Source organism: Chryseobacterium proteolyticum (assembly GCF_046591535.1).
Lineage (GTDB): Bacteria > Bacteroidota > Bacteroidia > Flavobacteriales > Weeksellaceae > Chryseobacterium > Chryseobacterium proteolyticum.
In genome coordinates, this window is the sequence record NZ_JBJLWK010000007.1 from 156809 (window position 1) to 170941 (window position 14133).

12 protein-coding genes, 7 tRNA genes, 1 other RNA gene and 1 pseudogene are annotated in these 14133 nt (G+C 36.1%); 16 read left to right on the forward strand and 5 right to left on the reverse strand.

Annotation, left to right across the window (positions count from 1 at the left end; all coding sequences use genetic code 11):
• Positions 1 to 84: 84 nt before the first annotated feature.
• Positions 85 to 909, reverse strand: a complete 825-nt coding sequence (locus tag ACJ5H0_RS21905; RefSeq protein ID WP_411252045.1) for an SDR family NAD(P)-dependent oxidoreductase — start codon at positions 907 to 909, stop codon at positions 85 to 87.
• A 210-nt stretch (positions 910 to 1119) separates the two neighbouring features.
• On the opposite strand from ACJ5H0_RS21905, the gene ACJ5H0_RS21910 reads away from it, so the two are divergent.
• Both ACJ5H0_RS21910 and ACJ5H0_RS21915 read left to right on the forward strand, forming a co-directional pair.
• Positions 1120 to 2016 (forward strand): oxidoreductase, encoded by an 897-nt coding sequence (locus ACJ5H0_RS21910; RefSeq protein ID WP_411252046.1) that lies wholly within the window; start codon positions 1120 to 1122, stop codon positions 2014 to 2016.
• An 86-nt stretch (positions 2017 to 2102) separates the two neighbouring features.
• Entirely contained in the window at positions 2103 to 2912 is an 810-nt protein-coding gene (locus tag ACJ5H0_RS21915; RefSeq protein ID WP_411252047.1) for a helix-turn-helix domain-containing protein, read from the forward strand.
• Positions 2913 to 3054: 142 nt separating this feature from the next.
• Here the strand turns inward: ACJ5H0_RS21915 and ACJ5H0_RS21920 are convergent, their stop codons facing one another.
• The 4 genes from ACJ5H0_RS21920 to ACJ5H0_RS21935 all read right to left on the reverse strand — a co-directional run bounded on the left by ACJ5H0_RS21920 (position 3055) and on the right by ACJ5H0_RS21935 (position 6900).
• Positions 3055 to 4860: a reprolysin-like metallopeptidase gene (locus tag ACJ5H0_RS21920; protein ID WP_411252048.1), complete on the reverse strand. Its 1806-nt coding sequence runs from the start codon at positions 4858 to 4860 to the stop codon at positions 3055 to 3057.
• Positions 4790 to 5287, reverse strand: coding sequence for a hypothetical protein (locus ACJ5H0_RS21925; protein ID WP_411252049.1), 498 nt, complete (start codon positions 5285 to 5287; stop codon positions 4790 to 4792). Before ACJ5H0_RS21925 ends, ACJ5H0_RS21920 begins: the two co-directional genes overlap by 71 nt.
• A gap of 329 nt (positions 5288 to 5616) precedes the next feature.
• Positions 5617 to 6019: a transfer-messenger RNA gene (gene ssrA / locus ACJ5H0_RS21930) on the reverse strand.
• Positions 6020 to 6144: 125 nt separating this feature from the next.
• Entirely contained in the window at positions 6145 to 6900 is a 756-nt protein-coding gene (locus tag ACJ5H0_RS21935) for a hypothetical protein (protein WP_411252050.1), read from the reverse strand.
• A gap of 159 nt (positions 6901 to 7059) precedes the next feature.
• Between ACJ5H0_RS21935 and rpsU the strand changes: the two genes are divergently transcribed.
• From rpsU to ACJ5H0_RS22005, 14 genes and pseudogenes are all read left to right on the forward strand, one after another.
• Positions 7060 to 7257, forward strand: a complete 198-nt coding sequence (gene rpsU, locus ACJ5H0_RS21940) for a 30S ribosomal protein S21 (protein WP_172280693.1) — start codon at positions 7060 to 7062, stop codon at positions 7255 to 7257.
• Between the two features lie 87 nt (positions 7258 to 7344).
• Positions 7345 to 8234 (forward strand): annotated as a pseudogene (locus ACJ5H0_RS21945) (tyrosine-type recombinase/integrase).
• On the forward strand, positions 8231 to 8521 hold the full coding sequence (locus ACJ5H0_RS21950; protein WP_172280691.1) for an HPF/RaiA family ribosome-associated protein: 291 nt from the start codon (positions 8231 to 8233) through the stop codon (positions 8519 to 8521). Before ACJ5H0_RS21945 ends, ACJ5H0_RS21950 begins: the two are co-directional and overlap by 4 nt.
• A 109-nt stretch (positions 8522 to 8630) precedes the next feature.
• Positions 8631 to 8704 (forward strand) — tRNA-Thr (locus tag ACJ5H0_RS21955).
• 16 nt (positions 8705 to 8720) lie between these two features.
• Positions 8721 to 8801 (forward strand) — tRNA-Tyr (locus tag ACJ5H0_RS21960).
• A gap of 86 nt (positions 8802 to 8887) precedes the next feature.
• Positions 8888 to 8960 (forward strand) — tRNA-Gly (locus ACJ5H0_RS21965).
• 91 nt (positions 8961 to 9051) lie between these two features.
• A tRNA-Thr gene (locus ACJ5H0_RS21970) sits at positions 9052 to 9125 on the forward strand.
• Positions 9126 to 9144: 19 nt separating this feature from the next.
• Positions 9145 to 9225 (forward strand) — tRNA-Tyr (locus ACJ5H0_RS21975).
• A gap of 87 nt (positions 9226 to 9312) precedes the next feature.
• A tRNA-Gly gene (locus ACJ5H0_RS21980) sits at positions 9313 to 9385 on the forward strand.
• A gap of 42 nt (positions 9386 to 9427) precedes the next feature.
• A tRNA-Thr gene (locus ACJ5H0_RS21985) sits at positions 9428 to 9499 on the forward strand.
• 159 nt (positions 9500 to 9658) lie between these two features.
• Positions 9659 to 10339, forward strand: coding sequence for a response regulator transcription factor (locus tag ACJ5H0_RS21990; protein ID WP_172280689.1), 681 nt, complete (start codon positions 9659 to 9661; stop codon positions 10337 to 10339).
• The gene (locus ACJ5H0_RS21995) at positions 10340 to 11707 is read left to right on the forward strand and encodes an ATP-binding protein (protein WP_273649603.1); all 1368 of its coding nucleotides are present in this window, start codon (positions 10340 to 10342) and stop codon (positions 11705 to 11707) included.
• 72 nt (positions 11708 to 11779) lie between these two features.
• Positions 11780 to 13021 carry a TolC family protein gene (locus ACJ5H0_RS22000; protein WP_411252051.1) on the forward strand — a complete coding sequence of 414 codons (1242 nt, stop codon included), beginning with the start codon at positions 11780 to 11782 and terminating at the stop codon, positions 13019 to 13021.
• An 83-nt stretch (positions 13022 to 13104) separates the two neighbouring features.
• Positions 13105 to 14109, forward strand: a complete 1005-nt coding sequence (locus tag ACJ5H0_RS22005) for an efflux RND transporter periplasmic adaptor subunit (protein ID WP_411252052.1) — start codon at positions 13105 to 13107, stop codon at positions 14107 to 14109.
• Positions 14110 to 14133: the final 24 nt, after the last annotated feature.

Sequence of the window (14133 nt, forward strand, 5' to 3'; positions counted from 1 at the left end):
TTCAAAAAACTAATTTACAATAATCTGCAGACAGGATCTATCTGCAGATTATTGAATTTGTCAATTAAGAGGTACAATATATTATTAGTAGCCGTGTGCCCTAACGCTCACTTCTTTCCAGTTTTCAATATCTTCAAGGCGGTCTCTGTATACCTGATTCATTGTGTGGTATGCTATTTTGCCAAGCAGTAAACGTTTTGGTGGGTTTACGGAATCAATAATATCTACTATAGGTTGTATTGTAGCTTCTGGTTTTCCCCAGATGTCAGGATTATCTCCGGATTTGGCGAATTCTTCTCTTACAGGGTTGTAATCGAAAATATCAGATGGAGTTTGTACCGCCGAAGCTCCTGCCCAGTCTGTAGCATATCCGTTGGGCTCTATTAATGTCGTTTTGATTCCCAGATGGGCTGTTTCCGTTCCTATAGTTTCCGTTAATCCTTCAATTGCGAATTTAGAAGCATTATAGAGACCCAGTAAAGGTAATGTAGTCAAGCCTAGGAAGCTGGAAATCTGAATGATGTGACCACTTTTCTGTTTTCTCATTACTGGTAATACAGCCTGGGTTACCCATAGTGAACCGAAGAAATTAGTCTCCATTTGTTCTCTGGCTTGTTGTTCTGTAGTTTCTTCTACTGTCCCAAATAATCCAAAGCCGGCATTGTTGATCAGAACGTCAATACTTCCGAAGTGTTTTTCTATAGTATTTACAGTATCAAAAACATCCTGACGGTTGTTTACGTCCAGTTTTAATGGGAGAATCTGATCTCCATATTTTTTTTTAAGATCATCCAAGGCAGAAATATTCCTGGCAGTGGCTGCCACATTATCTCCGCGTTCTAAAAGTGCTTCTGCCCATAATTTTCCAAACCCTTTGGATGCTCCTGTAATAAAAATTGTTTTACTCATGATTTTGTATTTACATTATTTAATGATACAAATTTATTGAGGGGAGGTGTAGATAACTAGTTCATTTCAGCTGAATAATAGCACAAAAATACATGCAATGGGAATGGGAATAAATGATTGTTTTAACAAAGTGCATTTGAGCTTTTTAACAAAACGAATGTTATCCGGTTTGGCGGAACTTTGTCTCAATAAAATTTAAAATAAAAAACAATGAAAAAAGTTTGGTTTATAACAGGAAGTTCAAAAGGTCTTGGAAAAAGTCTTTTGGAAGCAGTATTATTACATGGAGATTACGTGGTGGCTACAGCCAGAAACCCCGAAATATTAAAAGGTTTATTAGAGGAATACTCTTCACAATTATTATTAGTAAAACTTGATGTTCAGGTAAAGGAGCAGATTTATTCAGCGGTTAAGGAAGCGGTTGATCATTTTGGAAGAATTGATATTTTAGTGAATAATGCCGGTTTTGGAATTACAGGAGCTGCAGAAGCGTTTACCGATGAGCAGGTGAGAAGCCAGCTGGAAGTTAACTTATTTGCACCTATTGAGGTGACAAGAGCAGTATTGCCTTATATGCGTAAGCAACGATCCGGACATATTTTGCAAATAAGCTCAGTAGGAGGAAGAGTAGGGAATGCTGGCTTGTCTATTTACCAGGCGGCAAAATTTGGTCTCGCTGGTTTTTCAGAGTCTCTAAGCAAGGAAGTTTTGCCTTTAGGAATTAAAGTGACTTCTATTGAGCCCGGAGGATTCAGAACTGATTGGGCCGGAGCTTCTATGAGTTTTGCTAAAGATGTGGAGGGTTATGAAGAAACAGTAGGCAGCATCAAAGAATATTTAACTTCCGGAAAATTTCTTCCGATGGGTGATCCGGCAAAGGCTGCAAAAGTAATGGTTGACCTGGTTGATCATCCTTCACCACCCATGCATTTGGTTTTAGGAAGTGAAGCTGCAGCTATCCTTCAAAGTGCAGATCAAAACAGGAAGAAAGAATTTGAACAATGGCGCGATGTAAGTATTTCAACCGATCATGATGAAGCGGTAAATGTGTTGCATTCGGAAGAAGGGAAACAGTTTTTAGCTAAAAAAGGAATTCGTTTGGATTAATGTCCAAATCTTCAATAAGTGCAAGAGAAATACTTGCACTTATTTATTAATTTATTCTGAAGATCCTTTATTATATTTGTAATGAAATGAAAACCACAAGACAAGATTACGGAAATATTGTGTACTCCTGTTATGTTCAGTTGAGCAGGCAGGGAGAGCATTTTGTATCCGATCATGTAATCAGCTATCAGGTTGCCGGAGATTTAATTTTAAGTGATGGGGTCAATGACTACCGGTCCGAAAAAGGTTCCATACGTTTTCTGAAGCGCAATCAACTTTTAAAGTTTACGAAACAACCCCCTCCCGGTGGTGAATTCCAATCATTATCCATTCATCTGGACCAGCAGACCTTGCAGGATTTCAGTCTTGCTTATGATGTGGCTTCTGAAAAAAAATGTTCTACGAACTCTTTAGTTGTATTTGACTCCAGCCCTCAACTGAAAACATATATGGATGCTCTGATGATGTACCAGAAGTCCGGTCAGCTTTCAGATCCGCGCATGGTCGAACTCAAAATTAAAGAAGCAATTCTTCTGTTACTTCAGGCAAATCCAGAATTAAAAGATGTTCTATTTGATTTTAATGAGCCTGGAAAAATAGATATTGAAGCGTTCATGAGTAAAAATTATCATTTTAATGTAAATCTCGACCGCTTTGCTTATCTCACAGGACGAAGCCTGGCTACCTTTAAACGGGATTTTGAAAAAATATTTGGAAAAACTCCTGGAAAATGGCTCTTGCAAAAAAGACTTCAGGAAGCACATTATCTTCTTGCTGAAAAAGGAAGAATGGCTTCGGATATCTATATGGATCTCGGTTTTGAAGATCTTTCTCACTTCTCATTTGCATTTAAAAAACAGTATGGATTATCACCGAGTAAAATTGGCGGATTTTAAAATAGAAAGCCTGAGTCAATTAGACTCAGGCTTTTTTTTAGTTAGTAATCACCGGAATTAAATACCAGTTATTTTTTTTAATGCAAAAGGTTGTTTTACAATGAAAACAACCTTTTATACTAAATTCAGAGTAAGCTCTTTTTTATTCTTTAACCCATTTCACGGTTTTCTCTATATTTCTGGTTTTAATCTTAATAAGATAATCTCCTGTCATCAGGTGAGTTAAATTGAAAGTGCCGATTTTACCAGCATTTAATGTATTGTTCAATTGACTGAATGCCAGTCTTCCACTCGTATCATATATCATGATGTCATAATTTTCATTAGAGTTGGTAAACCTGATATTTAGAATTCCTTTACTTGGATTAGGATACACTACAAATGCATCTTTGGTTCCATTTACTTCATTGACAGCCAGATTCTGAGTAATGGTGAAGTTTACGGGATTGATATTATAAAATACATTACCTTGTCCCGCAACCATAATTCTGGCTTGTGTTGTATTTACATTAGGAATAGTAATTGTTTCTGTACCGTCGTTAGCGGTAGAAGCAACTATCGTCGTTGGGTAAGTAAGACCTCCGTCTGTTGAAAGTAAAATACTCACATTAGCGCAGCTAACGGGAGCAGCGGTCGTATTTGCTACGTTCCAGGTAATGGTCTGAGTGGAATTACCTGTCCAGTTTACGGCTGTCATAGGTGCTGTAACAGTGAACGGACCAGAATTTCCATCTACTGTTATAATGGCGTCATCATTAGCAACTCCGGCACAGCCTGCGTTATTATCCCTTACTGTTAATCTGAATTCCATAGTTCTTCCATACGAAGGCAGGATTTCCCCTTTGGTGGTAACGTTGTTGATTACGTCTGTAAGTTTTGGAAAGTATCTGTATGGAACTGTTACCGGTAAAAATGATCTGAATATAGCAGCATTACCTGTTGGTGCATTCCAGTTTCCTGCCGGTCCTACATCATTTTGTTCCCATGAATAAGTAAGCGCATTATTCTGCGCATCTGTAGCAGAGCCTGTTAATTTAAACGGAGTTCCTTTAGGAATTGTGTAATCGTTCCCTGCATTCACAACAGGTGCTGTGTTGGTAACCGGAGTTGTTACCTGACAGCTTGTCGATTGAACTTTTGTAGTGATTGATTGAAATGATTTGGTATGAAAAGTAGGAATACTATTAGGTGCCAGATTATTGGTTGCCCCACAAATACCGGCATAAGCCATGATGGTAACACCACTTCCTGGTTCAACAGCATTGGAAGCGCTTCGATTACCCGCGCAATTTCCTGTTGTTGCATTGAATGTATGTGGCCCTCCAAACTGATGTCCTACTTCGTGAGCAACATAGTCTATATCATACGGATCTCCTACGGGATTAGAAGATCCGGTAATTCCGCTTCCTTTATTTCCTGTACTGCATATTACTCCTAATCCGGCAAGTCCACCACCTCCGGTACTGAAAGTATGTCCTATATCATAATTGGCATTGCCTATTAGTGCATCAATCTGAGCCTGGCTTTCATCAATCAAAGTATATGCGTCATCATTACCTGTAAAAGGATCAGTTGTTGGATTTGTAAAGATGATATTAGTTTCATCGGGAATTAATATGAGCCTTACCGCAACCTCTTGTTCGTATACTCCGTTTACCCTGTTTACTGAGGTAACAATAGCTGAAAGAGTTTGAGCAACCGTAGGAGATGTTAATCCTGTTGCAGCTTGGGCATACTCACCGGTACAGGCTACAGCAAATCTGAAAATTCTAATTTGGGTACCTACGCTTGGGGTAACACTTTTTTGTACGCTTTTTTTTTCAGGAACAATATCTTCGTCTTTGGTTGCGCAAGTTCTTGGTTTTCTGTCAATCAGATCACTTTTTTTTATAAATGATATAATTGTTGATATTGTTTTTTGCGTAAGGATCAATGTAAGCATCTCCATTTACAATCGATTTTATCTGAGCATGAAATCCAAGCTCTGTAAAATCCAGCTTTATAGTAGCGTATTGATCGTCAACTCCTTGCCCTGTAAAGGTAACCAATTGTGGAAACTTCTGAGCAAGTTCGGGAGCCATCACTGAAGATTTCCAAATTTTAAATTTTGCTTTTGTACCATCTGGCATTGGAAGGACAATGATAGGTGCTTTGTCTTTAGGGTCATTGTCTTTTAGTTCAGGAACAGTACTGAAATAGCCCTTTATGCCATTGACATCCAGGCTGTACGTAAGGAACTTTTCAGGTTGTACCGTTCTGCTTTTAGGATCTGCTTTAATGGATCTTTCACTAATCGTGGTAAAAAAATCCTGTGCCTTCCCAAGGGAAATGGAAAGAATAAAGATTCCCAGATAAAATAATTGTTTAATTTTCATAATTTATATGTTTAATTTTATGATGTTTCGGTTTTATTAGCTTTTGTGGAAATAAAAAAAATGAAAATCTTTATTAAATTAATTTTAATAATTCAAAATACAAATAACTATAAAATTAATTAAATATTTGGAATAGTTATAAGGAAAATACAATATGAGGCGTTTTTTATTATTGTAAAAATTATATATTAAGTAATTTGAGATAGAATTCTCAATAAATATGAGATATAGTGAGAATATTAATCTGAATGTAAAATGACATTTTTGTAGTTTATCAATGTGAGCAAATAGAAACTCCCCATAATTAATAACTATGAGGAGTTTATTTTAAGTGGAGTTGGAGGGATTCGAACCCTCGTCCAAACAAGCAATACATAAGCTTTCTACATGCTTATTCTACTATTGGTTTTCGACTGGAGGCAGAGAGCAGACACCCAACTTCCAGCTTATCTTCTGAGGTTTTCGAGTTTTAGCCGAAGCATCTAAAACCTTATTTCTGCATTCCTATATCCCAGGATCAAACGCCGCAGAACAGAGCATTTGTGGAATATCTTGCTTCCCTACTAAAATCTTCGGGAAAGCGCTTGAATCTACTAAACTTCGATATTAAGCTGCAAGAGCGAACTCTTCGTTGCCAGTTAAAATTTTGTAGCAAGGGATTATAGAGATCGCGCTACGGTTCTCTGCATGCTTACTTACCCATTGATCTTGCTGTCGAAACCAGTCAACCCCATGAATAAAGTGAGTGCAAAGATACTACTTTTTGTTTAAATAAATTTCATATTCATAAACTCTATTGTATGAGAAATGCCGGAAATTTTTCCGGCACTGTAATGTATTTTAATAATGTTATAAGATTAATACTGTTCAAATGCGAGTACATACATCTCATTATCCGGGCCTGCACCATTTCCATAATTATTAAAGCCATAAAAATTTCCTGCTAATAAGTCATTACTTCCCGGTACTATACCGCTGCCTGTGGAGATCTGATATTGATAGCCCCATGAATTATTCCAAACTCCATTGGAAAGGCTTCTGGACCACGTATCCCAGTTTGTTGTAGTAAAGGTAACTGATTGTTTACCTCCATTTGTACTGTTTCCAAACCATAGCTCATTTGCATAGTAGGTGATCGTAGCTGCAGGTGCTGACAGTAATCTTACTTCAAGATAAGTAGATCCGGAAGTTGTTGCAAATCTGAACTCCATATTCATAGAAGGAACCTTGAGTGTTGGTTTATCATATCCATTGGTGTCAAGATTTCGACCTCTGTATTTTACTTTAGTCAATACGGTACCTTCCGTTTCTGAAACTACATTCAATTGTCCCCATTTTGTTCCGTCATTTAAATAGAGGCCAGGAGATAGTCCGTTTACAGAAGCTGTATTATAAACTACCATTCCGGCTACATGTGCAGTAAGAGGAGCGGGCTGGGAGGTGGCTGTTAAAGCAACCCGGGGAGGTAAAAGTCCTTTGCTTGCCGAATTTACATCCAATACGGCATTAGTATTGGGATTTGTTGTATTAATGCCAACCTGTGCAAGGGTTATTACAGGAAATGTCAAAGCAAAAACTAAAGGCAAAGCTTTTAAGGATAGATAATTTTTCATGTTTTTTGTTATTTAAACTGTGTTTTTAAAATCGTATATCCCAAAGGTATGAAAAATGTATGCAATTCTGAAACATGAGTTATTTTAAATTAAAAGAAATAAATTTTGCATATTAATAAAAAAATATCTACTTTTGCAATCCAAAATGAGATGTAAAGTATGTTAATAATTCCTGTAAAAGATGGTGAATCCATCGATAGAGCACTAAAAAAATATAAAAGAAAATTTGATAAAACTGGAACAGTTCGTCAATTAAGATCGAGACAACAGTTTGTTAAGCCTTCTGTAACTTTGAGACAAGCTAGATTAAAAGCGGCTTATAAACAAAGAGCGTTAAGCAAAGAGGAGCAAGCTTAAGAAATTTTTCTTAAACAAATATTAAATTCACTTCTTAAATATACTTATATTTGAGGAGTGAATTTTTTATATTATATGTAATCCATGATGCTGAATAAATTTTTAGAATATTTACAATTCGAAAAGAGGTATTCACCTCATACTATTACAAGCTATAAAAAAGACCTGGAAGATTTTTCTTATTTTTTTCTCAAAACAGAATCTTCCGATGATATTTCCAAAGCCGATAAAAGGGTAGTCAGGAATTTCATAGTGGCACTAAGTGAAAATAATATATCCAAGAGGAGTATTAACCGAAAGCTTTCCTCTCTTCGAAGTTTTTATTTTTTTTCTTTTAAAGATCGGTGAAATTACTGTTTCGCCCACTGAAAGTATTTCCTCTCTTAAGTTTTATACCGAAAAACAAATTCCTATTTCACAAGAAGAAATGGAGGTGCTTAATAATACCATTTTTGAAGAGCCGCATGATATTCTTGATCAGTGTATCATAGAAGTTCTGTACCAGACCGGAATCCGTAAGTCCGAACTTTGTGGCTTGATATTTGAGAATGTAAACTTAGATGGAAATGAGTTGAAAATTATAGGTAAAGGGAACAAAGAAAGATATGTTCCCATATCTGAAGATTTGACTGTTTTATTAAGAAGTTATTTAACATTAAGAAAACCTCTCGATGAGTTTCAGAACTGTTTTTTCGTTAATAAGAAGGGGAAAAAACTCACGGAAAAATTTGTTTATGTAGTCGTAAATAAGTACCTTAGTCTTATAACTTCGAAGCAAAAAAGAAGTCCCCATATTCTAAGACATAGCTTTGCTACACACGTTTTGGATAATGGGGCGGAGATCTCAAAAGTAAAAAAAAATATTAGGACATTCGAGTCTGGCCAGTACGCAGGTGTATACGAATGCTAATATAGAACAATTGAAAAAAGTGTTTAATCAGGCTCATCCTAGAGCGTCTAAAAAAGAAGAATTATGAAGATCACAGTACAATCAATTGGTTTAACTCCACACGAACCATTGGAATCACACATCGAAAAAAAAGTAAGCAAACTTGAAACGTTTTATGACAAAATTCACGAGTGCAAAATCTTTCTGAAGGTTGAAAATAATTCGGATAAATCAAACAAAACTGCTGAACTTATTTTGGCGGTTCCAGGTGACGATATCGTAGTAAAAAAGACGGCTGTAAGTTTTGAAGAGAGTTTGGATCTTTGTGTTGATACTGCTAAGAAGCTATTAATCAAGAAAAAAGAAACAGCTTAGAAAAAAAAGTTTAAAATAATCGCGTAAAAATTTGAGAATTCAAAAAATCCGTTCTATATTTGCACTCGCAAAAAGGGAACAGTGATCTTTTGAATTCTTTTTTTTTAATGCCTCCATAGCTCAGTTGGCCAGAGCACGTGATTTGTAATCTCGGGGTCGTGGGTTCGAATCCCTCTGGAGGCTCATTTAATATAAACTAGGGAAGATTCCAGAGTGGCTAAATGGGACTGACTGTAACTCAGTTGCTTCGGCTTCGCAGGTTCGAATCCTGCTCTTCCCACTGTTTATATTGAAAAAAAACTTGCAGATTTAAAAGGTTTTTTATAGATTTGCACAGCGTTTACCAATAGTTTTGGAAACAAAATTGCGGAAGTAGCTCAGTTGGTAGAGCGTCAGCCTTCCAAGCTGAATGTCGCGGGTTCGACCCCCGTCTTCCGCTCAGTAAAATCACACCACAAGGCGTGATTTTTTTTTAAACCTGATACAGCTTAAGATAGATTGCCTTCGGATAGCCTCAGACAGTTTAAATTGCCTCCATAGCTCAGTTGGCCAGAGCACGTGATTTGTAATCTCGGGGTCGTGGGTTCGAATCCCTCTGGAGGCTCAATTTAATATAAACATGAGGGAAGATTCCAGAGTGGCTAAATGGGACTGACTGTAACTCAGTTGCTTCGGCTTCGCAGGTTCGAATCCTGCTCTTCCCACATTTTATATTTGAAAAAAAACTTGCAGATTTAAAAGGTTTTTTATAGATTTGCACAGCGTTTACCAATAGTTTTGGAAACAAAATTGCGGAAGTAGCTCAGTTGGTAGAGCGTCAGCCTTCCAAGCTGAATGTCGCGGGTTCGACCCCCGTCTTCCGCTCAAAAAAAATCATGCTATTAAAGTGTGATTTTTTTGCTTAATGCCGACTTAGCTCAGCGGTAGAGTGCTTCCTTGGTAAGGAAGAGGTCACGGGTTCAAGTCCCGTAGTTGGCTCTGGCTTTAATCCCGAATTGTTTCGGGATTTTTTTGTTTAATGTATTTTCTGTTAATAAAATATATTCTTTTTTCTGATGCTTTTCATTTCAATCATCTGCAGATGATTTTCCTTAAAAATCATAAAAATTTTCGTTAAATTCGTATAAATATTTTTTGATGAATATACTTTTATTAGAAGACGACCTCATTCTTTCCGCGGAACTTTGTAAGTTTTTGGAATCAAACAATTTTTCATGTGATAAGATTTATGATGGTGAGACTTTTCTTCGTCAGATAAAAAATAATTCGTACGATCTCTATTTACTGGATATTAATGTTCCCAAAATAAACGGATTGGATGTTTGCCAAACCATTCGTTCATTCGATAAAAATACACCTATCATCATTATTTCGGCATATGGAGATCTTTCTGATAAGAAAGATGCCTTTACAAGACTTGCTGATGATTATCTTGTCAAGCCTTTTCAGTTTGAAGAACTACTTTTAAGGGTAAATTCTCTTTTGAGGAGAAAAATGCCGGTAGATACTTCAGATCAGGAAATCATAAGAATTGATGATCTCATCATCAATAAGACTGAACAAAAAGTCTATAGAGGAGGAAACGAAATTACCCTAACTCTGAAAGAATTTCAATTGTTAGCTTACCTGGCAGAAGCCCAGGGAAGAACGGTATCCAAACAACAGATTACGGAGAATGTATGGGAACACAATTTTAATACAAATACAAATACTGTTGAGGTATATATTAATTTTCTAAGAAAGAAAATCGATAAAGATTTTAAAGTTAAACTTATTCATACCCGATCAGGCTTTGGATATTATTTAAGTCCACTATAAATGTCATTAAAAAGGAAGATTGCTTTAAATTTAAGTATTGCCTTCTCACTACTTTTTGGTATAGTGATGATGATTATATATATGTCTTTTAATGATTTTAGAAGAGATGAATTTAAAGAAAGGTTTCGCCAAAGACTCGAGTTTACCTCTCATTTTATCTCCGAATCTAAAAACTTCGAAGCTGAAGCTCCTCTTTTTTTCAATGAAAATGCAGATAATATCCTTCTCAATGAGAAAATCTTGATTTTTAATGCAGACAAAGAATTAATCTATAGTACAATAAAAGACCGGAATGTTACCTGGGATGCTGCCTTATTAAAAGAGCTGGATCAAAGAAAAACGATATACACCGAGAAAACCATTCCCGAAATATATGCTGCACTTAAAAATATAAAAGGAGAAAACTACTATATTCTAACCAGTGCCTACGACAGCAATGGAAAATCCAAATTATCTTATTTAAAATATTTGCTTGTTACGGCTTATGTAATGAGTACGCTTCTCATTGGGCTTTTCAGTTATTATTTTATGGGGCAGTTTCTACGTCCCCTGGAAGATCTTAATAAAGAGATTTCAGAGGTTACCGCACATAAGTTAACTACACAAGTGCCCGTACAACAATCACAAGATGAAATTAGTATATTAGCACAATCATTTAACACCATGATTGTACGGTTGAACGATGTTTTTCAATCGCAAAAAGATTTCACGGCGAGTGCCTCGCATGAGATCCGAACGCCTATTACAAGAATGGCATTCCAGTTGGAGAATCTGATCAAGTTCGAACAGCATTCTCCGGAGACCTTATCTTCATTAAAGCAGATTCAGAAAGATGTTTATCAATTATCTGACCTGACTAATTCCCTGCTGCTTCTGACTAAATTTGACAAAGAGAACATTCAAAGTTTATATGAAGAAGTAAGGATTGATGAAGTTATATTCAGTTCCTTCGAAACAGTAGAAAAAAGTTATCCGGATCTGAAAATGGATTTTTTAATTTCTGAAGAAACTTCAGAACAAGCATTATTAACTATAAAAGGAATACAATCATTGCTGGACATCGTATTTATTAACCTGTTCAAAAATGCGGCGGTTTATTCGGATAATATTGAAGTAGATGTTCTCATTACTGAAACTGCTTCAAAACTGATTGTGGATGTTATTTCTCAGGGGAGTACAATTTCTGAGAATGAACAGTCGAAATTATTTGAGGCTTTTATGAGGGGGAATAATGCACAGAATATTTCGGGTTCCGGATTGGGACTTCGGATTGTAAAAAGAATTTTAGAATACCATGGTGCAGATATTATTTACTCTTCGCCATCGGAAAATATTAACAAGTTTAGTGTGATATTTTCTAAAATTTAATTTTTTTTTTAAGGCTCATTTAAGTTCGTTTTAATCATGTCTTAGCACTTTTGTTTTCATAAAATTGAAAGAATGAACAAAATTGCAGGATTGTTTGTTGTCATTTCCTCATTCATGACAGCACAACAGCAAATGTCTCTTCTGGATTGTGAAAAAGCTTTCCAGACGAACAACCTTCAGCTGCTCGCCCAGCAGTATAATATCAACATGGCCGATGCTGATATTTTACAGGCTAAGATCTGGGATCTTCCACAATTGAGCGGGCAGATCAATGCTTATAATCCTGAAGGTAAGAAAGTGTTTGATGTTGGACACGCAAAGGGAGCACAGGTTACCCAGCTCATTCATATGGGTGGAAAAAAGAAAAATGAGATTGCATTTGCAAAATCTAATAAAGAACTGGCTCAACTTCAATTTTCCCAACTTCTCGTTGACCTCAAAACACAATTGCATACTACTTATTACAATCTCTACTTCCAAAAATTGAAGTTGGAAAATATCAACAAGCAATTGGGTTATATGAAAGAGCTTTTAAGCGCTTATAAGGTCCAGTCTGCAAAGGGAAATGTATCGCTTAAAGATGAGGTGAGGCTGCAGAGTATTGTAATTCAGCTAAATAACGACAAAGTAGAAATCAATAAAAATATTCTGGATGTTGAACAAAATTTAAAAGTTTTAACCGGAATTACGGAAGATATAGAACCTGAACTTTCTGAGGCTGAGGCACGGGAAATTTTGGCTACCCAACCCATCGGAGATGAAGAAGATCTGAAGCGAAAAGCATTGGAGAATAATGCAGATTATCAATATAACATGAAGTTAATTGATAATAGCAAACTCTATGCTCAATGGCAGAAATCATTAAATGTTCCGGATATTAATGTGGGAGCCGGATGGGATCAGAATGGAGGAACATTCAGAAATGAGATCAATTTAATGGTAGGAATTCCATTACCCTTATGGAAAAGCAATCAGGGAAATGTTGAAAAAGCAAATTACGCTATCCAACAGAACCAAAAAAATGCAGAGTATCAAAAACTCAATTTGGAAACAAAAGTACAATCCTTGTACAGGACATGGAAAAATCAATATGATCAATTAGCAGAAATTAAAGCAACAGATCTCAATAATCTGGATCTTGTTTATAATGGGATGTTAAACAATTTCAGAAAGGGAAATGTAAGCCTTATTGAGTTTACTGACTTTATGGAAAGTTACAGACAAACAGCCCTTCAGATCTATGATATGAAAAATGATATCATCCAATCGGCTGAACAACTTAATCAGCTAGTACAAACTAAAATCTTCTATTAAAAAAATGAAAAAATATATAATTGTATTATTGGTAGCCATTGCATTATTGTCCTGCTCAAAAAAAAGAAGAACAGAAAGTGGCAATGCCGAAAGGTTTTGAACTAAGCAATACTATGCTTAAATCGATCGTCCTTGCAAAAGTTGAGAAGAAGTACATTGAGGATAATTATAATTTTTACGGTAAAATATCCGCAGATCAAAACAGTTACATCGATGTATACCCTTTGGTAGGAGGAAATGTTTTAAGTGTCAATGTGGAATTGGGTGATCATGTAACGAAGGGTCAGGTTTTGGCGACAATCAGAAGTACTGAGCTTGCTGAGGTACAGAAAGATGTAAGTGATGCAAAAACGGATCTGGTCGTTGCTCAGAACAATCTTCGTGTTGCCAAGGAAATGTACGAAGGTAAGCTTAATACTGAAAGAGATGTTCTGGAAGCCAAGAGCCAGCTGCAAAAGGCACAGGACCAACTGCAGAGAGCGAGTGCGATAAGTACGGTTTATAATGTGAAAAAAGGAAATATCTATAATGTTTTAGCTCCTATCAGTGGATACATTGTTCAAAAAAATATCAATAAGGATATGCAGCTTAGAACAGATAGGAGTGATAATATTTTTGACGTAGCCAATACAACCAATGTATGGGCAATTATGAACGTTAATGAATCGGATATTGATAAAATAAGTCTTGGAATGAAGGCTGAAGTTTCTACATTGTCATATCCTGACAAGGTGTTTTATGGGAAAATTGATAAAATATTTAAAATTATCGATCCTCAAACCAACGCCATGCAGGCGAGAGTTGTTTTGGACAATGCAAGCGGGCTGCTGATTCCTGATAGTAAAGCAACAATCAAAGTTTCAACTTCCGAAAATGATATGGCATTAACGGTTCCTTCCAAGGCGGTTATTTTTGATGATAACAGAAGTTTTGTGGTGGTTTTTAAATCCAGAACTAATCTCAAGGTTAAAGAAGTTAAGGTTTTGAAGCAAGTAGGCGATACAACATATATATCTGATGGATTAGTTGAGGGGGAACAGGTAATTACAGAGAATCAATTGCTGATTTATCGTTCTCTTAATAACTAAATCAAAGTCATTTTTTTAAACGGC